Source organism: Gillisia limnaea DSM 15749, assembly GCF_000243235.1.
Classification (GTDB): domain Bacteria; phylum Bacteroidota; class Bacteroidia; order Flavobacteriales; family Flavobacteriaceae; genus Gillisia; species Gillisia limnaea.
The window spans coordinates 216,759-241,598 of record NZ_JH594606.1; the positions used below are offsets into that span (position 1 = coordinate 216,759).

Sequence of the window (24,840 nt, forward strand, 5' to 3'; positions counted from 1 at the left end):
AATGATTGCCCCTTAACCTCTGGAAAATAAATTCAATAAAAACCTTATTACACACCTGGACTAAAAGTAGGAATAAACCTATATTTTTCATAAAATAAATCTTAAGAAATACTAAAAGAAACTTAAAAACATTTCTTTTAGGCCCGATATATTGATATTTTTTTACCACAATTATGTTAATAAATAATAGATTTTGCGTATATTAGAGGGTATAATTTTGAATTATCCAATGGATCATTCTTAAAATAAGAACAATTGTTAAAATCGAAAAAAAACTCACAATTACACATCAATTTGGTTTAAAGACCATTAAATATTTAAAAAAAAATAAAAATGAAGATAAATAAATCCCCTTTTTTTACTTACCCCAGTATGTTTTTGCTGTCTTTTATCCTTTTTGGAAGCATCTTCGATGTTGAGGCTGCCGAGATTTTTCAACAAACTACAGAATATAAAGGTGTTGTTGTTGACAGTAGATCCGGAAATGAAATAGCGTCTGCATATCTCACCGTGGTTGGAACCAATATTTCAACCATAACCAATGCCGATGGAGAATTCTCTATTAAAATACCCACCACATTGAGTGAAGCTACAATTACCACTTCTCATCTTGGATACCAAAGCAAAACCCTTCCATTGTCCTATTTTAAAACTGAAAATACCCAGGTGGAACTGGATGAGATTGCAGAACAATTATCTGAGATCAGTATTTATGATGGGGGTGATGCCCGGGTCCTGGTAAAAAAGATGTTTGAGAATAAAGAAACTAATTACATAGATGATCCAATTCTTATGACAGCTTTCTATAGGGAAACGATTAAAAAAGGCAGAAGAAATGTATCTCTTTCGGAAGCTGTGTTGAAAATATACAAAGCTCCGTACGATTCTTTTTCAAAGGATGAAATCTCTTTATTTAAGGCCCGTAAAACCGCCGATTATGAAAAACTTGATACTCTTGCTCTTAAATTAAGGGGTGGGCCATATAATACCTTATATGTGGATGTAATAAAGTATCCACAATATCTTATTCAACCTAACATGCTTGGAGATTATAAGTTTGATTTTGATGCGCCTATTAGGTTTGACAATACTAATTTGTACGTGGTAAATTTTGAAAGTAATGATAAATCCATTCCGTGGTATTACGGTAAATTATTTATAGATACTAAAACTTTAAGTTTGGTGAAAGCTACTTATAAATTAAATGTTGATAACCGGAATTCAGCAAGCCAAATGTTTGTTAGAAAAAAACCACGGGGATCAACCGTCTATCCAATAGATGTATCCTACCAGGTAGATTATCGGGAAATCGATGGGAAATGGCAATATGGATATGGAAATGCCAATTTGGTATTTGTAGTGAACTGGAAAAATAAGCTCTTCAATTCCCGATATACCGTAAATGCTGAAATGGCCGTAACCGATTGGGAAACCCTGCCTGACTTTAAATTTAAAAAAGATGAATCCTTTTTAGTTCCTTCAGTTGTAATGTCAGATGATGTTTCAGGATTTTTAGATGTGGATTTCTGGGGAAACAATAATATTATTGAACCGGAAAAATCAATACAAAATGCAATTGAAAAAATATCTCGTCAGCTAAAGGAATAAAATTAATTTTCTAACCTTTTTCTCAAGCATTTCTTTGGGTGTTAGGAATAGAATTACCCCTTAAGAAACTGCTATAAGTTAGCTTTTTTAAGGGTTTTTTTCATCGGCAGGAATATTAGATCTACCATATAATTCATTCAAAGCTTTCATTTCATCGGAATATAAGATGGGAATATCTTCGTAATCTACCCGCCATGTCCAATTTCCCTTTGTGGTTCCGGGAATATTCATTATTCCTGCACCCCCCAGACCAATTATATCCTGCATTGGGATAATAGCAAGCCTGGCAACAGAGTTAAGTGCCATTTTTTGCATATGCACATGAACATTCTTTGAAGTCACCCTGGTGCCCACATAATCCTTAAAATGAAGTTTTACTACCTTATCTGCCTTTTCAAACCAGCCCCTCGATGTGTTATTATCATGAGTTCCGGTATACACCAGGTTATTGGGTAAGTGATTAAATGGCAAATAGGTATTTCCCACACGATCCTCACCAAATGCAAATTGCAGAACTTTCATACCCGGGAAATCAAAATCTTTTATAAGTTTATAAACCGGTTCATCCAAAGAACCAAGATCTTCAGCTATTAAAGGCATTTCGGGGAATTTTTTTTGAACTATTTTAAAGAAATCATTTCCTGGAGATTTTATCCATTTCCCGTTTTCTGCAGTTTTATCACCAGCATTAACTTCCCAATACGCTGAAAAGGCCCTGAAATGATCCAGGCGAACCAGATCAAACAAAAGCAAATTCTGCCGAATCCTTTCGATCCACCAATCATATTTATGAAGTTGCAGGACTTTCCAGTTGTAAACCGGAGTTCCCCATAATTGCCCTGTTTCACTAAAATAATCTGGTGGAACTCCTGAAATTTTAGAAGGTTTCTTATTTCCATCCAGCTTGAAATAAGCGGCATTTGCCCAGCAATCTGCACTGTCATGGTTTATATAAAAGGGAATATCTCCAATAAAACCAACCTTGTTTAGATGCGCATAATCCGAGAGCAACTTCCACTGAGAAAAGAACAGGAACTGAAAATACTTTATTTTTTCAATTTCTTCAACGTGCTCTTTTTTTGCTTTATTTAATGCTGCAGCGTTACGGTCCCGTAAAGCTTCCGGCCATAAATGCCAGGAAACTCCAAAATGTTTATGCAAAGCTTTGTACAGGCTGTAATCATCAAGCCAGGATGCATGAGTTTTACAGAAACTTTTAAAAGCAGTGGGTATTTTTTTCTTTTTGAAATTAATAAAAGCTCCATCAAGAATGGCCTTCTTAAATTTAGATACCGTATCAAAATCTACTTTTGAAGGATTGTTATCTATAGGAAGTTCAAAATTTTGCAAATCGATCTTTCCTTCCCGTTCCAGAAGTTCAGGACTTATTAGGAGCGTATTTCCGGCAAATGCAGAATCACTGCTGTATGGAGAATGACTGTAAACCGCATTTGTAGGGTTTAATGGCAAAATTTGCCAGTATTTATGGCCCGACGCCTCCAGGAAATCTACAAATTCGTAGGCTTCCGGACCCAGGTCTCCAATACCGAAAGGGGACGGCAAAGAGGTTATATGAATTAAAATACCACTGCTCCTTGTTAACTCCATATTTAATTTCTATTTTTCAAAAATACTACCGGAAAATCATTGAAAATATTTTTTAATGCTAAGCTACCACCAGTGATTATGGTTTTACCAGAAAAAATGGAATCCCATTCCGAAGGAGCATTTTCGGGCAAATTTATAAAAACATCTGCCAATTGTTCATTTTTAGGCATAAGGTTATTAGGGTTAAACAATTCAGCAATGATGAGCGGCACTATTATAATTCTCCATTCCCCATTTAAAACTCTGGCATAGGAAATGAATTTTGCAGAATTTTTCCCTGAAATTAAAAGCGGAATGTATTCCCCTCTTTGAAACAAATCCTGATCCATCTTTCGCTGCAAAAGAGATTTATACATCACAAACATCTTTATTCTTCCAGAACTATAATTTGATTTCAGAGATTCAAGATCCTGAGGAAGTGTTTTCTTGCTGAAGGCTTTAAATTCTTCCAGATACTTCATCCTTAAGTCATAGTCTACCGGCCTGCGGTTGTCTGGATCTACAAAACTTAGATCCGATAATTCCGTTCCCTGATAAATATCCGGAATTCCGGGGGCGGTAATTTTTAGGAGGATTTGTCCAAGAGATTTAATCACCCCTAAACCTGCGATCTTTGCAACAAATGGGCCCAGGGAATCTCTAAATTTTTTATGAGCCAGAATATCCTCTACAAACTTAAACACGGCATTTTCATAAACTTCATCCGGCTGTGCCCAATTGGAATGAACTTTTGCCTCCCGAAGTACTTTCTGTAAATAATCACAGATACGTGAGAAAAAATCTTTATCATCCTGGAAAGGCAATCCGGCAACCAGGGTTTGATAAATGAAATATTCGTCATTAACATCAGGAACTTCTTTGTTTTTCCTAATTTCAGCATTCATCGTTTTCCATTCATTAAAATTTGAAAACCATTCCCTAGGAAGTTCGCTCAAAACATTTAACCTCATTCGGGAATCTTCTCCGCGTTTAGTGTCATGGGTGGCAGTAGCATTTAAAGATAAAGGAAATTCTTTTTTTCGATGTATCATATTCTGATGAAATTCTGCCACTGTTATGCCGAAATTCTCCGGCGAATCTCCTACTTCATTGTGAACCACCAGTCTGTTAAAGATATAAAAAGAGGTATCCTCCACCCCTTTTGCCGCCAAAGGCCCACTAAACTGCTGGCAACGTTGAAGAAAATATAAGGTCTTTGAAGGATCTTTTCCAGCCTCTCCCATAAACAGACGCTTGAGATAATTAAGTTCTTCCTTAAACCCGGGGAATTCTTCCAATGCTTTTTTATAAGCCTGGTTTAAAATTTCCTTCTCATCTGGTTTTAATGGGAATCCCTGCGGATAGATCCTGTAAACGGGAAAAGCAGCCAGATATACACTAAAAGCATCTTTCCAGGTTTCATCCTTATGGATATCAACGGATTCCGGAAGCAAATTTTGATTCAATAAAGAACATAAATTAAGGAGCTCTCCGCCCATTCTTTCCTTCAGAATAAATAATTTTTTTCGGTATACAAGGGCTTCATAATTTGCATTTTGCGGGGAAATTTTAGTGTAAGCTTCTGTAAATGCTTTTTCATTGTTCACATCGGAAAATAAATGATTCACTTTTGCCAGGAACTCATACCCACTGGTTCCCTCCACCATCCAATGTGAAGCAAGTTTTTCATCGGCTTCAAGAATCTTCTCTACGATTATAAAAAAATCACTTCCCAACATTTGCCTGAGTTGATTTATATAACCTTCAGGGTCAAAAAGCCCGTCTATATGATCTATTCTTAGTCCATTGATCAAGCCATCATCGCACAATTCCTTTATAAAGGAGTGATAGGCTTTAAAAACCACCGGATCCTCCATTCGAATACAAATAAGCCCATTGATAGTGAAAAACCTCCGGTAATTGATTTCCTGTTCGGTATGCTTCCAATGGGTTGGTAAAAAATACTGCAGGTCAAGTATTTTTTGGATCTCTTCAGCTGAATGATTGATTTTTTCAATCTCCGTTGAAAGCTGCATTTGCAGTTCCGGGTCTTTTTCATAATTCTGAAAAAATAACCGCTTTAATTCATTCCAGTCTGAAGTATTTCCGGAGAAACCAGCAAATTTACAAGTAAAATTATCCTCCCGGATCCTTGAGAGAACCTCAACATAGGACCTTGCACTAAGCGGGTATTTGCTTTCATAAAAATTCAGGGAAAAACCATCTTTGTCAAACTTCAACTTTAACTCCCCTTTTTCAAGAAGCTCTTCCAACGTATTCCCAAAAAATGGGAGCATTACTTTTTTAAGTCCCTTATAATCCCAGTCAATGTCAAAAAAATTATAATAGCTGGATTCCGGCCCAAGTTCGAAGATATCCCTGATCCAAGGATTTTCCGGATCAAAAGCCATATGATTTGGCACAATGTCCTGAAGCCAGGTTATTTGCTTTTCCTTTAACCTATCTCTAATTTGCCTGAATTGTTTCAGGTCACCAATTTCAGTGTTAATTCCAAAAGGATGCAGCACATCATATCCATGAGTGCTCCCCTCTCTGGCCTGAAAAAAAGGAGCTGAGTAAATTGTGGCAACCCCAAGTTCATTTAAATAATCCAGGATCTTTTGCAAGTCCTTAAAAGTGAATTGTGGTGCAAGTTGTAAACGATAGGTTGAATCCACTCTTTGCATCTATATATTTTTAATGTTATTTATTGGGCATATATCCATATAATCACCCTCTCTGACAGAAAATCTTTTAAATAGTTTTTATTAGATCACTAAATTTAATTTTTCTGCCATATTCCTGAAAGATTCTACCCAGGCAGAAGCCGTTTCGTCTCCTGTTTCGCTTTCTTTAACAAAATGATCATAATGTTGATTTTTAATTTCAAAAGCGACGTTTTGGGCTTCCCATTCATTTGGATTTAACGGTCCCTCTTTGATAAAATCGATTAATTGATTGATTTTATCAAGTACCTTCAAATCTTGAGGATGTTTTCTGAATTTACGCATAAAGGAATTCAATTTTTTATCCATTAAAAAATCAAGCGTTACTATATCCAGACTTACATTGATTTGTTCTGCCGAATCTATAAGTTTTTTAAAATTTACAACACTAAATGTTTTACTCTTTAAACTGGTAATCAATTTACTATTAACAGCCATTTCCACAGGTAATTTTAAACGGTCCGGGACAGCCATATTGATCTCTTTAAATGTTTGCAGCAAGGGATAACTGTTTTCATAGATTTGCTGCATACTGTTGTCTACATTTTTTAAAGTATTTTCCATGATAAGTTCCATGATACTTCGTTGCTCATCTCGGAATAAATGCCAGAAAGAATAATTGTGGTTTCCAAAACAGGTATCCATTAAATTAAAAATTTCATAGACATTTCCCTGCTTAAAGAATTTTACAACGCTGGAATGCATTTCTTCCAGTGCATCCGGACCTAAATATTCCCGAACGCCCCCAAATAAATGGTGATCCCCCATATGCAAAACAGCATATGAGATATCGATAGTTTCCCAGGTAATATCCGATCGGAATTCTGTTCGCCCAATAATGAGTTTTTGTTTTCCAGCCTCATAATAATACCTTGATTTTACACTTGCACTAAAATTGTACAGGCTGACTTCTTCTGGAAATTCCTCAAATAAGGAAGAAACCGCATAATGCGCTCCTATACGAATCATATCCAGGGCCATTGGTTTCACAAATTTGTTATAAGCTGCAAGCGCATTTTTGAATTCCGGAATATTGCTTGGAATATTTTCAAGTCTTTCCACAAATTCATCCTCGTAACTTTTTCCGCTAATCTCTTCTGCCAGCTGAATTGCTCTTTTAGCATAAAAGATATCCTGCATGGATTCAATTCCCGTAACCTCATCAAAAAACCATCCACAGCTTGTATACATCAACATCGCGTGGTACTGCATTTCCATGAGTTTAAGCAACTTCACTTTTTCATCTTCAGATAAATCCTCTCCAAAATTTTCAGTAAGAAAAGCCTGAATATTATCCGTATTTCTATTCAGGATAACCTTGATATACCGGTCTCGCACCTTCCAGGGTTCAGAAGTGTATTCCTTTAGCTCCTTTTCATATAATTCGATTAGATCTTCCCGTATCCAATCAAAAGTTTCACGCAGCGGTTTTCTCCATTCCTGGTTCCAGTTATCATTTCCACCTGTATTGCAACCACAATCACTTCTCCATCTTTCAACACCGTGATAGCAACTCCAGGAGGTATCTTCTATGATTTGAGCCTCATATTCCGGCGGGAATTTCTCCAGGAATTCTCCATAAATAGTTAGGTGAGCATCCTCGCGTTCCTCGATATAATTAAGGCAATAGGAAAGCGCCATTTCCCCAAGTTTGTGATGATGCCCATAACTTTCCCCATCTGTAGCAATATGAACTAATTGTACTTTATCCTTATCTAAAAATCTACTTTGAAGGTTATCTGCAAAACGAACACCGTCATTGAGCAATCCTTCAAAAGCTACAGCCTGAGAAGCAGGTCCATCATAAAAAAATAAACTTATACTTTTCCCGGAAGGCAAATTGCATATATATGCACGTTTGGTATTAACCTTGGCGTTCGATGCATCCTCCCATTCTTCATCACCAATCCTGCGAATATTTTTTGCCTGATAAGGTGAAAGTATGGTGAATTTAATATCGTGTTTGGCCAACATTTCAAGGGTAGAAGTATCCACGGCTGTTTCTCCAAGCCACATTCCCTCGGGATGCCTTTGAAATCTGGATTTAAAATCTTCAATTCCCCAAATTACCTGGGTTTCCTTGTCTTTCTCATTCGCCAATGGCATAATTAAATGATTGTAGGCTTGTGCCAGGGCAGAGCCATGACCTGAAAAACGTTCCTGACTTTCCTTATCGGCCTGAAGGATACCTTTATAAGTTTCAGGGGCTTCATTTTCCATCCAGGCTAATAAAGTGGGACCAATATTGAAACTCATCCAACCATAATTATTCATAATGGACTCAATTCTGCCTTCATCATTCCAGATACGGGAAGAAGCATTCCTTATATAACACTCTGCATTGATCCTGTGATTCCAATCGTGGTATGGATAAGCAGAATCCTGGATCTCAACTTTATTCAACCAGGGGTTTTCCCTTGGTGGCTGGTAAAAATGTCCGTGGACACATACATATTTCTCTTCCATCTGTTTATTTTATTGTTTTTTAATGATCTCCCGAGCTAGCGGGAGTAATCCGCATTTCGTCCTTGGTGTTTTCACTGGGTTTCTGTTATGCTCATTTCATAGACACTAATTTATTCTATTTTATTTTACCATGATGTTTCTGAAAATCAATACCAGTGAATTTAAATTCTGGTCTTACAGATTATCAAAGAATGTGCTGGTAGATTAATTTTTTCTCCTCCCTTAAAATCAGACGGAAAATCATAAGTTCCATTCCACTTTTTATCTGCTGAAGCGAGAATGAGTTCCCAACCTTTGGTGACTTCAGGTAAAAGCACCTCTTCATTTTTATTACTGAAATTAAATAAAGCAATCAATTTTTTATCTGCTCCGCTTAAAACCTGAATTGTTTTCTTTTCTTTTACTTCCGTCTTTATTATTTCATTTCTGAAAGAATTAAAAGCACCATCTTTTTTCAGGCTAATTAAATATTTATAATATTCAAAAAGGGCATTTTTACCAGGCTCTTCTTTAAAACCCCAATTTAACTTAGAGTCATTAAAAGTTTCTCTTGCCTGCGGATCGGAAAAATCTCCCTTTGTTTGTGAATTGAAATATTCGAATTCCCTTTTTCTCCCTTGCTGTACCGCTTTTACCAAATCCGGATCTCCGTGACTTATAAAATACTGGAATGGATTTTCTTCTGCGAATTCTTCACCCATAAATAGCATTGGAACAAAAGGGGAAGTTAAAAGTACTCCTGCCGCAAGCTTCAAACCTTCAAAAGAGACCAACTTAGGGAGTCTTTCTCCTAATAACCGGTTCCCAATTTGATCATGGTTCTGGATACTAACAACAAATTTAGAGAATTCTAATCCCGCCGGACTATTCCCAACAGTCCTTTTTCTAAAACGGGAATATTGACCATCATAGACAAAAGCCTGTTTAAAAGCTTTCGCAAGTTGCTCCATTTTTCCGTAATCCTCATAATAGCCTTCATTTTCTCCGGTAAGGACAGTGTGAAGAGAGTGATGAAAATCATCTACCCATTGTCCTTCTAATCCAAAGCCACCTTTTTCATAAGAATTTATAATTTTTGTGTCATTTAAATCACTCTCTGCAATCAATACATATTGCTTCCCTGTTTTTTCCTGAAGTTCGTCAACTTCCTGGCTTAATTCTTTCAATAGATGTTTGGCCCCGCGGTCTATTATTTCGTGAATCGCATCGAGTCGTAATCCGTCAAAATGAAATTCTTCCAGCCACATACGCGCATTTTCAAGAAAAAAGTTCCGAACCGCATCTGAATATTTATCATCAAAATTTAGGGCAGCTCCCCAGGGAGTTTGGTATTTATCTGTAAAGTAAGGTCCAAACTGGGACAAGTAATTTCCTTCTGGCCCCATATGATTGTACACTGCATCTAGAATTACGGCCACTCCTTTTTGATGACAGGCATCGATCATTTTTTTTAAGCCTTCCGGCCCTCCATAACTTTCCTGAGCAGCAAATGGATAAACACCGTCATACCCCCAGTTTCTATCTCCCGGAAATTGCGAAATCGGCAATATTTCAATACAGTTAATTCCAAGATCAAGGAGATGGTCTAATTTGCCGATAACAGCCTCAAAAGTGCCTTCACTTGTAAAAGTTCCTATATGAAGTTCATAAATGATCATTTGAGCAAGTGGAATCCCCTTCCAGGAATTATCATTCCAGGAAAATAAATTTTGGTTGAGGATCGAAGACCAGGAATGAACTCCAAGAGGCTGATAGCGTGATGCCGGATCTGGAAAATCCTCTTTTTCATCCAGCCTGAATTTATAATAACTTCCTTCGGGTATTCCAGAGACTTCCTTCTCCCAATAACCCAAACGGTCTTTTGTCAGAGCAACAGAAGGTCTGTCTTTAAATATAACCTCTACCTTATTTTTTAGTGGAGCCCATACCGTAAATGTTGTTTTATCCTTGCTATTATATTCAGCGCCAATCTTTCTTCTCATATTCTTTTATCTTTTTTCTAAACAAATTTAATAACGATATTAAGAAAATTTTAAGGTTTAATATTATTTTAACGATAAGTTTTAAGATGTTGCCATAAAATTAGAGAGTTTAATATCCGTTCTCCTTAAATTTTTTTAATTTAACAGGATAATAAATAAATTTAAAAAAATAACAATTTGCACTCATGAGTTTAGACGGCCATAAAAGAGTAATTATAGAAAATGTAAACCCGGAAATTGAATGTGGAAAATATCCTATTAAAAGAGTAATAAATGAAGAAATAAAAGTCACAGCCGACATATTTGGAGATGGACATGATAAAGTGAAAGCTCTTTTGTTATTCAGGGAGAAAAAACAGGGAAAAGGAAAAGAAAAAAAATGGCAGGAGCAAGTATCTGAATCTGCCGTAAACGACCGGTGGACTTTCACATTCAAAAATGATAAAACAGGTACCTATGAATATACTATTGAAGCCTGGATAGAGCATTTTGCTACCTGGCAATATGGGCTAAAAAAGAAATTTGAAGCCGGACAGCCATTGGATACGGAGTTGCTAATAGGTGCTGAAATGATGGAGGAAGCAATTGTACGTGCCAATGCTTCGGAAAAAAAGAAACTTACATCCTGGATTGAAGAACTACGAAGAGACAAAATCGAAGCTGATTCTGTTGCCCTTGCTTTAAGTCCGGAAGTAACCAACCTTATATTTCAAATTCGGGATCAAACCAAGGCAAGCCGGTACAGTAAGATTCTTGAAGTTCAGGTAGAGCGCAAAAGAGCTTTATTTAGTACCTGGTATGAATTTTTTCCACGTTCTACCTCCCCAAACGAAGGTGCGCATGGAACCTTTGAGACCAGTGAAAAGATACTTCCTGAAATCGCGAAAATGGGATTTGATGTGATCTACCTCCCTCCAATACATCCTATTGGACGCAGTTTTAGAAAAGGAATGAATAATGCAACCGAAGCAGGGCCAAATGATCCGGGATCCCCCTGGGCTATCGGTTCAGAGGAAGGCGGACATAAATCTATACACCCGGAACTTGGAACAATGGATGAATTCAAAAGTCTGGTCGCTAAGGCTAACGAACTGGGTATGGAGATCGCATTGGATTTTGCAATACAGTGTTCTCAGGATCATCCATATGTCAAGGAACATCCACAATGGTTTAAGTGGCGTCCGGATGGCACCGTTCAATATGCTGAAAACCCTCCTAAGAAATATCAGGATGTGCTTCCGGTTAACTTTGAAACAGAAGATTGGGAGAACCTTTGGAAAGAGCTTAAAAGCATCGTTGAATTTTGGATAGATAAAGGAGTTAGGATCTTTAGGGTGGACAATCCACATACCAAATCATTTATTTTTTGGGAGTGGCTTATTAAAGAGATCAATCTTAAACACGATGGGATTTTATTTCTTGCAGAAGCCTTTACAAGACCAAGAGTAATGGAAAAACTGGCAAAAGTGGGATTCACACAATCCTATACCTATTTTACCTGGAGAAATACCAAAGAAGAGTTTCAGGAATATATAACCGAACTTACAAAATCAGATATGCGGGAATATTTCAGACCTAATTTCTGGCCAAATACTCCTGACATCCTGCCTATTTCTTTGGAAAATAAAAAGGAGCCATCCTTCCTTATACGACTCTTGCTGGCAGGAACACTTTCCTCAAATTGGGGAATGTATGGGCCGTTGTTTGAATTTGGAATAAATGAAGCATATCCGGGAAAAGAAGAGTACACGCACTCTGAAAAATATGAAATCAAACATTGGGATTGGGAGAAATCTACAAAAATAAAGGAGGTTATTACCTTATTAAACTGGATTCGAAAGGAAAATGAGGCATTGCAAAGCACCTGGAATATTGAGTTTTGTGAAACCGATAATGATATGTTGATTTGTTATTCCAAAATTAGCGAGGATTTGCAAAACAAACTTCTTGTAGTTATTAGTCTCGATCCAAAATTCAGTCAGACGGGATGGATTAAAGTACCTTTAAAACAATTCAACCTACAGGAAAATAAACCTTTTACCATAATAGACCTGTTAACCGAATCTAAATATGTATGGGAAAATGAATGGAATTATGTTGCCTTGCATCCGCAGGGAATTCCGGGACATATTTTTAGAATAGAAAATCAGGATAAAGCAAAGAAAAAATAAATTAGTTATGTCAAACCAGTCAAATACAGAAGAGGAATTATATTGGTATAAGGATGCCATCATCTACGAATTGCATATAAAAGCATTTTTTGACAGTAATGGCGATGGAATTGGGGATTTTGCCGGTTTAATGGAAAAATTGGATTATTTGGAGGATCTTGGAGTAACGGCAATCTGGCTGCTTCCTTTCTACCCTTCTCCTTTAAAAGATGATGGATACGACATTGCCGATTATTACACAATTAATCCTTCTTACGGTGATATTAAGATTTTTAAGAAACTCATAAAAGAAGCTCATAAACGCGGATTAAAAATAATTACGGAGTTGGTGATAAATCATACTTCAGATCAACATCCCTGGTTTCAAAGGGCGAGAAAAGCTGCTAAGGATTCTAATTACCGGGATTACTATGTGTGGAGCGAAGATTCAAATAAATTCAAAGATGCAAGAATCATCTTTACCGATACCGAACCATCGAATTGGACCTGGGACCCTGAAGCAAAAGCCTATTTCTGGCATCGCTTCTTTTCACACCAACCCGATCTTAACTTTGACAATCCAAATGTACAGGCCGAAATTTTTAAGATCATGGATTTCTGGTGCAAAATGGGAGTTGATGGATTTCGACTGGATGCAGTCCCTTACCTCTATGAAAGAGAAAACACCAATTGTGAAAATTTACCGCCAACGCATGAATTCCTAAAGAAACTAAGAGCTCATGTAGATAAACATTTCGACAACAAACTTTTGCTTGCTGAAGCAAATATGTGGCCTGAAGATTCTGCCGCCTATTTTGGCGATGGGGACGAATGCCATATGAATTATCATTTCCCTATAATGCCCAGGATGTTCATGGCCGTTAAAATGGAAGACCGCTACCCTATCATAGACATTATAGATCAAACTCCTGAAATTCCGGAATCCTGCCAATGGGCAATATTCCTGAGAAATCATGATGAGTTGACCCTGGAAATGGTGACAGATGAAGAACGGGATTATATGTATAAGGTATATACCAAAGATCCTCAGGCAAAAATAAATGTTGGTATAAGACACCGGTTAGCTCCTTTACTGGAAAATAACCGTAATAAGATTGAATTGATGAACATGCTTTTGTTTTCCTTGCCAGGAACTCCTGTAATTTATTATGGGGATGAAATTGGAATGGGTGATAACTTTTATCTGGGTGACCGGGACGGCGTGCGAACTCCAATGCAATGGACCGCGGACAGAAATGCAGGATTTTCTTCAGCAAATCCTCATAAACTCTATCTTCCAGTGATCATTGACCCGGAATACAAATACGAATCGGTAAATGTTGAATCGGAGTTGATGAACTCCTCTTCCCTGCTTTGGTGGATGAAACGGGTAATAGGAATGCGAAAAAAATACAAGGCATTTGGCCGTGGAGATATTAAATTCCTATCTCCTTCTAATGCTAAAATTTTAGCCTTCACAAGGACCTATAAAGAGGAGGAAATATTGATTCTTGTAAATCTATCCAGGTTTTCACAACCTGCAGAACTGGAACTTTCATCCTATATGGGTTACAGTCCGGTAGAGGTTTTTAGCCATAATAAATTCCCGAAAATAACCGAGCAACCCTATTTATTCACAATGGCTCCTCACGGATATTATTGGTTTTTATTGGAAAAACAAAAAGGCTCTGTTGAAAGTGATTCACAATTGCCTTCTATGCAAATTGAAGATTGGGAAGACTTGTTTAAAAATAAGGTCCTTACAAAACTGGAAAATAGTATTCTTCCTTCATACTTAAATTCCTCCCGATGGTTTGGTGGAAAGTCAAGAATTATTCAAAACATTTCGATTCAAGGTCACTTAAACATACCTGTAGTAGACCTAAAGGCAACACTTCTTACCATTGAGGTAAATTACAACGATGGATTGCCTGAAGTCTACCAGTTACCCATTTCCTTTGTATCTAATAAAAAAGAAGAATTGATTAAGGAAATTCCCAAAAAAGGGATTATATGTCATCTTAAACTTAAAAATGAAGAAGGTGTTTTATTTGATTCTGTTTATAATGAAAGTTTCAGAAACATGCTTTTCCAGAATATACGGAAAGGACGAAAAATACTAAGTGGATCCGGCAGTATTACTTTTTACCGCAGTGCTTCAAACCCAGCTATGGGTAAAGGGGAAATTCACTCAAAAGTACTCAATGCCGATCAAAGCAACACTTCCCTTATTTTTGACAATAAATATTTTCTGAAATTATATCGGAAATTAGACAACACCGTCAATCCTGATCTTGAGATCACCCGGTATTTATCTGAAAAAACCGATTATAAAAATGCCCCTCAATTTGTTGGAGCAATTGAATACAATCCTTCTGAAAAAAGCACTATTGTTTTAGGTATGATGCAGGATCTAATCCCCAACCAGGGAGATGCATGGGATTATACCAAAGATTCTTTAGCACGTTTTTTTGAAAGTGTTTTGACAAAAAAAAATATAAATATAGAACTTGCCGACGGGCCTCTTACTCTTGCGCTTCCCTATCAGGAATTACCACAATCTTATAAAGATTTGATAGGGGTTATTTTTCCTGAACGCATTTATTTACTTGGTCAACGAACTGCGGAGATGCATCGGGCGCTGTCATCACAACCGGAAGAAAAAGATTTTGAACCTGAACCTTTTTCTCTTCATTATCAGCGGTCTTTATTTTCCTCATTGCAATCTTTAACCAGAAATTCCTTCCAGAATTTACAGAAAAATCTTAAAAATTTGCCGGAGGAATTGAGAAATGAGGCTAAAGAAGTTCTGGATATGAAGAGTGATGTTCTTAAATGTTTTAAACGGGTATACGATCACAAAATACCTACTATGAAAATAAGAACCCACGGCGATTATCATTTAGGACAGGTACTTTGGACAGGAAAAGATTTTGTGATTATTGACTTTGAAGGAGAACCGGCCAGAGCATTTAGCGAAAGAAGATTGAAACGTTCTCCGCTTCGAGATATTGCGGGAATGGTAAGATCCTTCCATTATGCTGCGTATAGCAGTATAATGGAATCTGAATTTAACCAGCAGAGAAAAGAAAAAGATCTCGAAAAGTGGGCAGAATCCTGGTATTATCATGTAACCAGAATGTACCTTCAGGGATATTTAGACACCGTGGGTGAAAGTGATTTTATCCCAAATGAGCAGGAGGATTTTGATATTTTAATGGAAACCTTTCTACTTGAAAAAGCGGTTTATGAACTTAATTACGAACTTAATAATAGACCCGATTGGTTATTAATACCATTGCGAGGCATAAAATCAATAATAGGGAGGTATAGAAATGGCTAAAAAAGAAGAAAATAAAAACGAAGCTAAGAAAAATAAGATCTCCAATAAAGATCTTAAAAAAGGAACTGCTTCTGAAGATGTAAAAGGATCCGGTGGAAGCAGGAAGAAAAAAATATCAGAAACCAAAGAAGCTGAGAAGAAACCTTTGAAAGCAAAGAAAAAAGAACCTTCAAAAGGAACAACACCCAAAGAAGGTGAAGCTAAGAGTTTTCCTAAATCCAAAAAAGAATCACAAAAAAAATCTCCTTCCAAAGGGAAAACAGCTCCAGTTACTTCAAAAACTGCAGATAAGGAAGCATCCACAACCAAAAAAGCTGTCAGCACAAAAAAGGAGACAGGTAAAAAATCAGGGAAGAGTTCTGTGGAAGATATTAATTTAAAAGAACGGGATAAAAAAAACCTGGAAGCTTTGAAAAAAGTCTCTCCAATCTCAGAATATGATGTTCATCTTTTTAAGGAGGGAAAACATTTTCATCTTTATAAAAAACTGGGTTCTCATCTCGTGGATTCTAAGGGAATCAAAGGTGTTTACTTCGCGTTATGGGCACCCAATGCAAGGGAGGTTTCTGTAGTAGGTGATTTTAACAATTGGTTCAAAAATGCGAATGAAATGATCCCAAGGCAGGATGAATCTGGAATTTGGGAAGTATTTATACCGGAAGCCAAAAAGGGAAGTATTTATAAATATTTTATTCGTTCTAATTCCGGTTATGAAGCTGAAAAAGGGGATCCCTTTGCATTTACGTGGGAAATACCGCCCAATACTGCCTCGGTTGTATGGGATCTTGAAAATACCTGGAGCGATGGAGATTGGATGGAAAACCGGAAAAAGAATTCGGGGAAAGAAAAACCGGTTTCCGCGTACGAATTGCATGTTGGTTCCTGGAAAAGGGTTCCCGAGGATGGTAACAGATCACTCACTTATAGGGAAATGGCTCATGAGCTTCCCGTGTATCTTAATGAATTGGGCTTTACCCATGTAGAATTTATGCCGGTTATGGAACATCCTTTCTTTGGATCCTGGGGATATCAGGTTACCGGCTATTTTGCGCCATCCAGCCGTTTTGGAACACCGCAGGATTTTATGCACCTTATAAATGCATTGCACCAGGCCGGCATTGGAGTAATTCTGGATTGGGTTCCCTCCCATTTTCCTTCAGATCTTCACGGACTACATTATTATGATGGGACTTTCCTTTTTGAACACGAGGATCCGCAAAAGGGATTTCATCCGGACTGGAAGAGTTACATCTTCAATTATGGAAGAAATGAGGTACGGGCTTTTCTAATAAGCAATGCATTATTCTGGCTTGATAAATTCCATGCAGATGGTCTAAGGGTAGATGCGGTAGCTTCTATGCTATATCTGGATTATTCCCGGAAAGACGGGGAATGGCAACCAAATGAATTTGGCGGAAATGAAAACCTGGAAGCCATAAGCTTTTTGAAAGAATTCAATGAGGTTGTATATGATGAGTTTCCCGATACTATAACTATTGCCGAAGAATCCACTGCCTGGCCTATGGTATCAAAACCAACCTATATGGGAGGTTTAGGATTTGGAATGAAATGGATGATGGGATGGATGCACGATACCCTTGAATATTTTCAGAAAGATCCTATTCATAGAAAACATCATCAAAATACGATCACTTTCAGTACAAACTACGCTTTCACCGAAAATTTCATGCTTCCGCTTTCCCATGACGAAGTAGTCTATGGAAAAAAGGCTATGTTAAGTAAAATGCCCGGAGACCGATGGAATCAATTCGCAAACCTAAGAACACTTTATTCCTATATGTTTGCACATCCCGGAACCAAACTGATATTTATGGGAGGTGAGTTTGGACAAAATTCAGAGTGGGATCACGATTCCAGTCTGGAATGGCATTTAACCAATGAAGATTCGCATAAAGGAATTCAGCGAACAATTTCTGCTTTAAATAAACTATATAAAACGGAACCGGCACTTTATGAAAAAAGTTTTAAGCCGGAAGGTTTTGAATGGATCGATTTTAAGGATGCAGATAGTAGTGTTATTAGTTTCCTGAGAAAAGGACTGGATACGAAGGACAACGTTTTGGTAGTATGTAATCTTACCCCCATCCCAAGAGAAAATTACAGAGTTGGTATTCCGGAAGCCGGAAAATGGCATGAAATCTTCAACAGTGATTCTAAGGATTTTGGTGGTAGTAATGTAAGTAATATGGAATTTGTAAATTCAGAAGCTACGCCTACCCACGACAAGGCTTATTCGGTTTCTTTAACCCTTCCTCCTATGGGAGTAATCTATTTGAAAAGGGAACCATCCTAATAATTATAATTAATTGAATAAAAAAAATCCTGCCAATCGGCAGGATTCTTTTTATAGTTAATACGTTAGCTTTCTAACTAATTTCCAACTCTTTAAAAAACTTTTGATCATCAATTTTGATTTCCACTCTATAAATACCAGATGGAACATGAGAAAAATTGAATGTTTTTTTTATTACGAGCTCCCTGCTATATAAATTTCCAACTAAAACTCCATTGGAGTCATAGACCTTCATCACAGCTTTCATCTTCTTTGGATTACTCAAAAACAACCTAACCTGTCTTTTCTCAATTTCAAAACAAGGTTTGAAAACAAACCCGGATAATTCATCTATTTCCAGTCCATTTTCTGTTTTCTTAATAGTAGTAACAAGCAAACTGCCCTCTTTATCCAGGTTAAGGTAGTAAATACCGTTTGGGACCAATTCGAAATTGAATGTCCTTTGATACGGTTCCATTTTACCAATGCTATCCTTAAAGAGAACTTTTCCAAAAGTATCCTTCAATAGAAGAACATCTCCTTTATCACTCCTATTAATAGCAACCATCAAATTTTGATTGTCCAAAACCTTAACATCCAAATCTTCGGCAGCTTCCATCATAAACCCGATACAAAGGGCTAATACCAATAAAGCATTTTTAAATTCATTTTTCATAATTTTCAGTTTAAAGGTTAATACTCTAATAATTATGAAACAAATATATACGGTACATCTAAGATAATTCACATTGAAATATTCATATAAATGTTCTATTTTAACTTATAATAACTTCAGAAAAAACATAAAGAGTAAAATAACATACTTTTACGGTAATTTTGTAAATCAATTAACCTAAAACCTTATTTAAATTATTCCTATTTAAATAGCGAATATTATGACAAATCCATCAAAACCGAAATTTGAAAAAATAGTACCCACCTTTGGAGGTTCCTTCTCTTACCGGATATATAACCAAAGTCAGCAGAACAAAAATCATACTTTTTGGCATTACCATCCGGAACTGGAGCTTGTATATGTAAACGGAGGTTCCGGCAAAAGGCAAATAGGAAGTCATATTTCCTATTACAGGAAAGGAGATTTGATTTTAATAGGGGCTGATTTGCCTCATTGTGGTTTTACAGATAGCCTTAGTGGTCATGAGTGTGAAACCGTAATTCAAATTGCGCCAGATTTTTTAGGTGCTGCCTTTTTTGACATTCCCGAGATGAAAAATATAAAAGCACTTCTGGAAACCTCAAAAATGGGAATTGTATTTCATGGCGAAGAGAAAAAGAGAATTGGCAAAGAAATAGAAAACCTAAATACTAAAGATAATTTTGAAAAATTAACGGGGCTAATAACGATTCTGAATTATCTTGCGGAAGCAGAAGATTACACCATCCTCAATGCACAGGGCTTTATACTGGAAGCAGAACTTCAGGATAATAACAGGATTAATGTGATTTTTAATTTCGTGAAGGAAGAATTCACCCGTCCTATCTCCTTGGAAGAAATTGCTGGGATGTCCAATATGACCATTCCTTCTTTTTGTAGGTACTTTAAAAAAATAACCGGGAAAACCTTCGTTCAATTTGTAAATGAATACAGGCTTGTTCATGCCGCCAAATTATTACACGAAAAGCAAATGAGTATCCTGGATGTTTGCTTTGAAAGCGGATTCAATAATTTTAGTCATTTCAATAAGCAGTTTAAAAAATTTACAGGAAAAAGCCCTTCTTATTATAGGAATGAACTAAAATATGTAGTTTCATAAATTACCGGTGATCCTTTTAAAACATAAAAATCCCGCTTTCGGCGGGATTTTTATGTTTCATTCCACAGGTTTTTATGAATCTTGATGCAAGAATTTCTGTTTCGCCAATAATTCTTCTTCAGATTCTACATGGGAATCATCCGGAACGCAGCAATCTACAGGACACACTGCTGCACATTGAGGTTCATCATGAAACCCCTTACATTCTGTACATTTATCGGGAACTATATAATAAATCTCATCACTTACGGGCTCCTGAGCCTCTTCGGCGTCAACATTTTTCCCATTGGTTAAAACCACTTTACCTTTAAGATCGGTACCATCGGCATAACGCCAATCATCTGCACCTTCATAAATAGCTGTATTAGGACACTCCGGTTCACAAGCCCCGCAGTTTATGCATTCATCTGTTATTATAATTGCCATAGCTTTTTTCTTTTTAAATCTAATTTATAGTACCTGATGCCTTCAAAATCGCATTCTGTTTTTTTTCAGGAAATTATAGATGTATTCTAATTGATAACTTTTAATTTTGTGGTCACAAATTTAAAGCCAAAACAGTTCATAACCAAATAAGCACTATGACAATCCAACAACGAAAATCTTATTTAATTCAAGTCGGGGCTTTTTTAAGTCAGTTTAAAAGTTCGGGGATAGAAAAACGATTAGATCTAGCCTGTAATGATCCTTTTTTCGACCAAATGTTGGAACAAATTGATATGGCTGTGCATTATAACGGATGGTTTACAAGGGAGAATGTGCTTTTTTCCCTCGAAGAATGGGACAAAGCACTTTCCGAAGAAAATTTAGAGAAATGGTTAAAATCTTATAATTTTCAGGAAGAATCAAAAACGGTTGGCCTTGTGATGGCAGGAAATGTGCCTTTGGTTGGTTTTCATGATTTCATTTCGGTTTTACTATCAGGACATAAAGTACTGGTTAAACTATCTTCGAATGATAAAAAACTTCTGCCTATACTTGCAAATTATTTAGTAAGCATCAATCCTGAATTTAGTGATAAAATTGAGTTTACAGATGGCAGAATGAATAATTTTGACGCTATAATCGCCACAGGTAGCAACAATACAGCGAGATACTTCGAGTATTATTTCAGAAATAAACCGTCTATTATTCGAAAAAACAGAAATTCTGTCGCAATCCTCACGGGAAATGAAACCCAGGAGGAACTAAAGTTACTCGCAGAAGATATTTTTAGATATTTTGGATTGGGCTGTCGCAATGTTTCTAAATTATATGTTCCCCAGGATTATAATTTCGATTCATTTTTTAACGCGGTGCTCCCCTGGGCACATTTAATGGATCACGCCAAATATGCCAATAACTACGATTATAACAAAGCGGTCTATTTAATGAGTGAATTTAAGCTATTGGACAACGGATTTTTAATTCTGAAAGAAGATCCTGGTTTTGGTTCCCCAATTGCAACCTTATTTTATGAACGTTATACAAATAAGGATGCTTTACTAGAAACCCTTCAGGCTGAAAGAGAAAACCTGCAATGTGTGGTTTCACAAGATTTGATGGAAAGTGAAGTTTCCTATGGGGCAACCCAACACCCGAAACTTTGGGAGTATGCAGATAACGTAGATACACTCACATTTTTACAGAACCTTTAATCCCTATTTCAGGTAATTACACGAAAATGGCTATTCCTTTCAAGGGGTGCTTATTCATTTCCATAGCCAAAATTTCATCAAAATTTTAAATGTTTCTTTCTATTACATACTTCTCTTGCTTTTCAGAGGTATTGATTTTAAGAAAAATTTCATGACAAAACCTGTTTTACAAGTTTTTTTTGGAGAATATTCTCCTCAGCTTATTACGATAGCTTTTATTTAAACCACTGTTTTTGTACCTTGCCGATGGACTAATTGGCATATAAATAACATTAAATAGGCTATGATTTAGCATCTTTGTTTTAAACATCTTATATATGAAATAAGCATTACGTCTATTGCATATAAACACCGATGAAGATATGTGAATTGCATAAGACCATTTAGAAATAATAAAAACCACCTATGAAAAAACACAATTTTAGCGCAGGCCCTTGTATTTTACCCGAAACGGTATTTCAGGAAGCTTCGCAGGCAATACTCGATTATAATAATTCCGGATTATCAATTTTAGAAATTTCACACCGAAGCAAGGATTTTGTAGATGTGATGGAAGAAGCCAGGAGTCTTTCTCTGGAACTCTTAGGATTGGAGAATAAGGGCTATAAAGCCTTATTCCTTCAGGGTGGGGCAAGCCTGGAATTTTTGATGGTCGCCTATAATTTGCTGGAAAAAAAAGCGGCCTATCTCAATACAGGTACCTGGGCAGATAAAGCGATTAAAGAAGCAAAGCTATTTGGAGAAGTAGACGTAGTGGCCTCTTCAGAAAACAGAAACTTCAATTATATACCTAAAAAATATACCGTTCCTGAAGACGCAGATTATTTTCACTGTACCAGTAATAATACCATTTTTGGAACCCAAATGAAGAGGTTTCCAAAAACTTCGGTCCCAATGGTATGTGATATGAGCAGTGATATTTTCTCGCGAGAAATGGATTTTTCTAAATTTGACCTGATCTATGCAGGTGCTCAAAAAAATATGGGCCCTGCTGGAACAACCCTGGTAATTATTAAAGAAGATATCCTGGGAAAAGTAAGCAGAAAAATTCCTGCTATGCTCAATTATAAATCACACATAGACAAGGATAGCATGTACAACACTCCTGCTGTTTATGCGGTGTATATTTCCCTTTTGAACCTAAGGTGGTTAAAAGCGCAGGGCGGAATTTCAGGAATTGAAGAAAAAAACAAAAAGAAGGCACAATTGATTTATTCTGAAATAGACATCAATCCGCTTTTTAAAGGATTTGCAGCGGAAGAAGACCGTTCGAAAATGAACGCCACTTTTAACCTCGTAAAGGATTCTTTAAAAGAACGATTCGATAAATCATGGAAAGATGCAGGAATTAACGGACTTACCGGCCATCGAAGTGTTGGCGGATACAGGGCTTCTATGTATAATGCACTTCCGCTTGAAAGTGTACAGATTTTGGTAGATGTAATGAGCGATTTGGAGAGAAAGGCATAAGTTTTATAAACTTTTAAATTAGCACATCCAGCCTATTCGCATATAACCTTATATTCAAAAATTGTTTTAAGGAAAAAGAAAAATATAAAATGAAAATACTAGCAAACGACGGAATATCTCAAAGCGGAGTTAAAAAACTTGAGGAAGCAGGATTTGAAGTGATTATCACTAAAGTTGCTCAGGAACAGCTTACAAATTACATCAATAAAGAAAAGATACACGTGCTTTTAGTGCGAAGTTCAACCGAGGTTAGAAAAGACCTTATCGACTCCTGCCCTTCTCTTAAAATTATAGGACGCGGTGGAGTTGGAATGGATAATATAGATGTAGCGTATGCTAGAAAAAAAGGAATTAATGTGATCAATACCCCGGCTGCAAGTTCTTCCTCTGTAGCCGAGCTTGTTTTTGCTCATCTTTTTGGCGGGGTTCGCTATTTATATGATTCCAACCGAAACATGCCGCTTAGCGGAGATACTCAGTTCAAGAATTTAAAGAAGAACTATTCCGGCGGGACAGAACTTCGCGGGAAAACTTTAGGTATAATTGGACTGGGTAGAATTGGAAAGGCAGTTGCCAGAATCGCTCTTGGAGTGGGAATGAAAGTAATTGCCAGTGATGATAAGGTAGGAGAAACAGATATAACGCTCCATTTTTACAATGATCAGGTTGTAAAAGTGCCTATAAAAACCGAACCTGTTGCAGATCTTATCCAACATTCCGATTTTATTACTATTCATGTACCGGAACAGAAAAAAGCAGTGTTAGGAAAAAAAGAATTTGAAAAGATGAAGAATGGGGTTGGAATAATCAATACTTCACGTGGAGGAATCGTCGATGAAGTAGCATTGATAGAGGCTCTGGAAAATGGAAAAGTAGCCTTTGCAGGACTTGATGTTTTTGAAAATGAGCCTAGCCCGGCAATAACAGTATTGATGGACCACAGGATATCCCTGAGTCCGCATATTGGAGCTGCAACCATTGAAGCACAGGACAGAATAGGTACCGAACTTGCCGAGCAGATTATTTCAATCCTCAAAGAAGAAAAGGTCTGAATACTAATTCTATTAATCAAGAACCTCGGGGCAGACCTCGGGGGAATTAAACCCTCAATGAGGGATTAAAATCAACTTGAAAATTGCATATAACTTCTTAAGCCTATGGAAAAAAAGCTTTCTTACCAAATCAGTAATTCTTATAGTACTTTAAATAAATTTACTTCCAAAACAAAAAATGTTTGGGTGGTTTTCCACGGAATTGGATATTTGAGCCGCTACTTTTTGAAATATTTCAAAGAACTGGATCCGGAGGAAAATTATATCATTGCACCACAGGCACAATCGAAATATTATTTGAATGACGAATACCGCCACGTAGGAGCATCCTGGCTTACCAAAGAAAACACTGAAGCTGATATTGAAAATTTATTAGGATATTTGGAAGCTGTTTATACCGCTGAAGCACTTCAAAATGCACCTAACTTGATCCTTATGGGATATTCCCAGGGAGTTTCTGTTGCTACGCGTTGGGTGGCAAGGAATAAAATTGAATGCTCACAACTTATCTTGTGCTCTGGCGGACTTCCGGTGGAATTAGAGACAGAAGATTTTGAATTTCTTACCAATACCAAAGTCACTATGATCTACGGCACAAAAGATGAATATTTGAATGAGGAGCGTTTAAAAAAAGAACATGCAAAGGCTAAAGGTCTTTTTGGAGAAAAGCTTGAAATAATTTCTTTTGAAGGAGGACATGAAGTTAATGTAGAATTGATCCCTAAATTTGCTTAAATTGCCTGGCAATATA

At 36.8% G+C, this 24,840-nt stretch carries 15 protein-coding genes; 9 read left to right on the forward strand and 6 right to left on the reverse strand.

Annotation, left to right across the window (positions count from 1 at the left end; translation table 11 throughout):
* Positions 1-333 precede the first annotated feature (333 nt).
* Complete coding sequence (locus GILLI_RS02770; protein WP_006987604.1) at positions 334-1,608, forward strand: carboxypeptidase-like regulatory domain-containing protein; 1,275 nt, start codon at positions 334-336, stop codon at positions 1,606-1,608.
* 87 nt (positions 1,609-1,695) lie between these two features.
* On the opposite strand, the gene malQ is transcribed toward GILLI_RS02770, so the two are convergent.
* The 4 genes from malQ to treZ form a co-directional block, all read right to left on the reverse strand.
* The gene (gene malQ / locus GILLI_RS02775; RefSeq protein WP_006987605.1) at positions 1,696-3,216 is read right to left on the reverse strand and encodes a 4-alpha-glucanotransferase; all 1,521 of its coding nucleotides are present in this window, start codon (positions 3,214-3,216) and stop codon (positions 1,696-1,698) included.
* Between the two features lie 2 nt (positions 3,217-3,218).
* Complete coding sequence (treY, locus tag GILLI_RS02780) at positions 3,219-5,882, reverse strand: malto-oligosyltrehalose synthase (RefSeq protein WP_006987606.1); 2,664 nt, start codon at positions 5,880-5,882, stop codon at positions 3,219-3,221.
* 81 nt (positions 5,883-5,963) lie between these two features.
* The gene (locus GILLI_RS02785; protein WP_006987607.1) at positions 5,964-8,387 is read right to left on the reverse strand and encodes a DUF3536 domain-containing protein; all 2,424 of its coding nucleotides are present in this window, start codon (positions 8,385-8,387) and stop codon (positions 5,964-5,966) included.
* Positions 8,388-8,548: 161 nt separating this feature from the next.
* Complete coding sequence (gene treZ, locus GILLI_RS02790) at positions 8,549-10,369, reverse strand: malto-oligosyltrehalose trehalohydrolase (RefSeq protein ID WP_006987608.1); 1,821 nt, start codon at positions 10,367-10,369, stop codon at positions 8,549-8,551.
* Between the two features lie 185 nt (positions 10,370-10,554).
* On the opposite strand from treZ, the gene GILLI_RS02795 reads away from it, so the two are divergent.
* Genes GILLI_RS02795 through glgB form a run of 3 tightly spaced genes read left to right on the forward strand, consistent with a single transcriptional unit; the run spans position 10,555 to position 18,176 of the window.
* Positions 10,555-12,540 carry an alpha-1,4-glucan--maltose-1-phosphate maltosyltransferase gene (locus GILLI_RS02795; protein ID WP_006987609.1) on the forward strand — a complete coding sequence of 662 codons (1,986 nt, stop codon included), beginning with the start codon at positions 10,555-10,557 and terminating at the stop codon, positions 12,538-12,540.
* 7 nt (positions 12,541-12,547) lie between these two features.
* The gene (gene treS, locus GILLI_RS02800) at positions 12,548-15,862 is read left to right on the forward strand and encodes a maltose alpha-D-glucosyltransferase (protein WP_006987610.1); all 3,315 of its coding nucleotides are present in this window, start codon (positions 12,548-12,550) and stop codon (positions 15,860-15,862) included.
* Positions 15,855-18,176, forward strand: a complete 2,322-nt coding sequence (gene glgB / locus GILLI_RS02805; protein WP_006987611.1) for a 1,4-alpha-glucan branching protein GlgB — start codon at positions 15,855-15,857, stop codon at positions 18,174-18,176. The genes treS and glgB overlap by 8 nt, the downstream gene beginning before the upstream one ends.
* Before the next feature lie 73 nt (positions 18,177-18,249).
* Here the strand turns inward: glgB and GILLI_RS02810 are convergent, their stop codons facing one another.
* A complete protein-coding gene (locus tag GILLI_RS02810) occupies positions 18,250-18,831 on the reverse strand; it encodes a T9SS type A sorting domain-containing protein (protein ID WP_006987612.1) in 582 nt (193 codons plus the stop codon).
* 220 nt (positions 18,832-19,051) lie between these two features.
* Between GILLI_RS02810 and GILLI_RS02815 the strand changes: the two genes are divergently transcribed.
* A complete protein-coding gene (locus GILLI_RS02815; RefSeq protein WP_006987613.1) occupies positions 19,052-19,930 on the forward strand; it encodes an AraC family transcriptional regulator in 879 nt (292 codons plus the stop codon).
* 72 nt (positions 19,931-20,002) lie between these two features.
* Here the strand turns inward: GILLI_RS02815 and GILLI_RS02820 are convergent, their stop codons facing one another.
* On the reverse strand, positions 20,003-20,356 hold the full coding sequence (locus tag GILLI_RS02820; protein ID WP_006987614.1) for a 4Fe-4S dicluster domain-containing protein: 354 nt from the start codon (positions 20,354-20,356) through the stop codon (positions 20,003-20,005).
* Between the two features lie 155 nt (positions 20,357-20,511).
* On the opposite strand from GILLI_RS02820, the gene GILLI_RS02825 reads away from it, so the two are divergent.
* From GILLI_RS02825 to GILLI_RS02840, 4 genes are all read left to right on the forward strand, one after another.
* Positions 20,512-21,567 (forward strand): acyl-CoA reductase, encoded by a 1,056-nt coding sequence (locus GILLI_RS02825; RefSeq protein WP_006987615.1) that lies wholly within the window; start codon positions 20,512-20,514, stop codon positions 21,565-21,567.
* Positions 21,568-21,972: 405 nt separating this feature from the next.
* Positions 21,973-23,037, forward strand: coding sequence for a 3-phosphoserine/phosphohydroxythreonine transaminase (gene serC, locus GILLI_RS02830; RefSeq protein WP_006987616.1), 1,065 nt, complete (start codon positions 21,973-21,975; stop codon positions 23,035-23,037).
* A gap of 89 nt (positions 23,038-23,126) precedes the next feature.
* Entirely contained in the window at positions 23,127-24,089 is a 963-nt protein-coding gene (locus GILLI_RS02835) for a D-2-hydroxyacid dehydrogenase (RefSeq protein ID WP_006987617.1), read from the forward strand.
* 105 nt (positions 24,090-24,194) lie between these two features.
* The gene (locus GILLI_RS02840; RefSeq protein WP_006987618.1) at positions 24,195-24,824 is read left to right on the forward strand and encodes an alpha/beta hydrolase; all 630 of its coding nucleotides are present in this window, start codon (positions 24,195-24,197) and stop codon (positions 24,822-24,824) included.
* Positions 24,825-24,840: the final 16 nt, after the last annotated feature.

Coding starts and splice junctions, on each gene's coding strand:
- GILLI_RS02770 (WP_006987604.1), top strand. CDS start 334: ATGAAGATAAATAAATCCCCTTTTTTTACTTACCCCAGTATGTTTTTG.
- malQ (WP_006987605.1), bottom strand. CDS start 3,216: ATGGAGTTAACAAGGAGCAGTGGTATTTTAATTCATATAACCTCTTTG.
- treY (WP_006987606.1), bottom strand. CDS start 5,882: ATGCAAAGAGTGGATTCAACCTATCGTTTACAACTTGCACCACAATTC.
- GILLI_RS02785 (WP_006987607.1), bottom strand. CDS start 8,387: ATGGAAGAGAAATATGTATGTGTCCACGGACATTTTTACCAGCCACCA.
- treZ (WP_006987608.1), bottom strand. CDS start 10,369: ATGAGAAGAAAGATTGGCGCTGAATATAATAGCAAGGATAAAACAACA.
- GILLI_RS02795 (WP_006987609.1), top strand. CDS start 10,555: ATGAGTTTAGACGGCCATAAAAGAGTAATTATAGAAAATGTAAACCCG.
- treS (WP_006987610.1), top strand. CDS start 12,548: ATGTCAAACCAGTCAAATACAGAAGAGGAATTATATTGGTATAAGGAT.
- glgB (WP_006987611.1), top strand. CDS start 15,855: ATGGCTAAAAAAGAAGAAAATAAAAACGAAGCTAAGAAAAATAAGATC.
- GILLI_RS02810 (WP_006987612.1), bottom strand. CDS start 18,831: ATGAAAAATGAATTTAAAAATGCTTTATTGGTATTAGCCCTTTGTATC.
- GILLI_RS02815 (WP_006987613.1), top strand. CDS start 19,052: ATGACAAATCCATCAAAACCGAAATTTGAAAAAATAGTACCCACCTTT.
- GILLI_RS02820 (WP_006987614.1), bottom strand. CDS start 20,356: ATGGCAATTATAATAACAGATGAATGCATAAACTGCGGGGCTTGTGAA.
- GILLI_RS02825 (WP_006987615.1), top strand. CDS start 20,512: ATGACAATCCAACAACGAAAATCTTATTTAATTCAAGTCGGGGCTTTT.
- serC (WP_006987616.1), top strand. CDS start 21,973: ATGAAAAAACACAATTTTAGCGCAGGCCCTTGTATTTTACCCGAAACG.
- GILLI_RS02835 (WP_006987617.1), top strand. CDS start 23,127: ATGAAAATACTAGCAAACGACGGAATATCTCAAAGCGGAGTTAAAAAA.
- GILLI_RS02840 (WP_006987618.1), top strand. CDS start 24,195: ATGGAAAAAAAGCTTTCTTACCAAATCAGTAATTCTTATAGTACTTTA.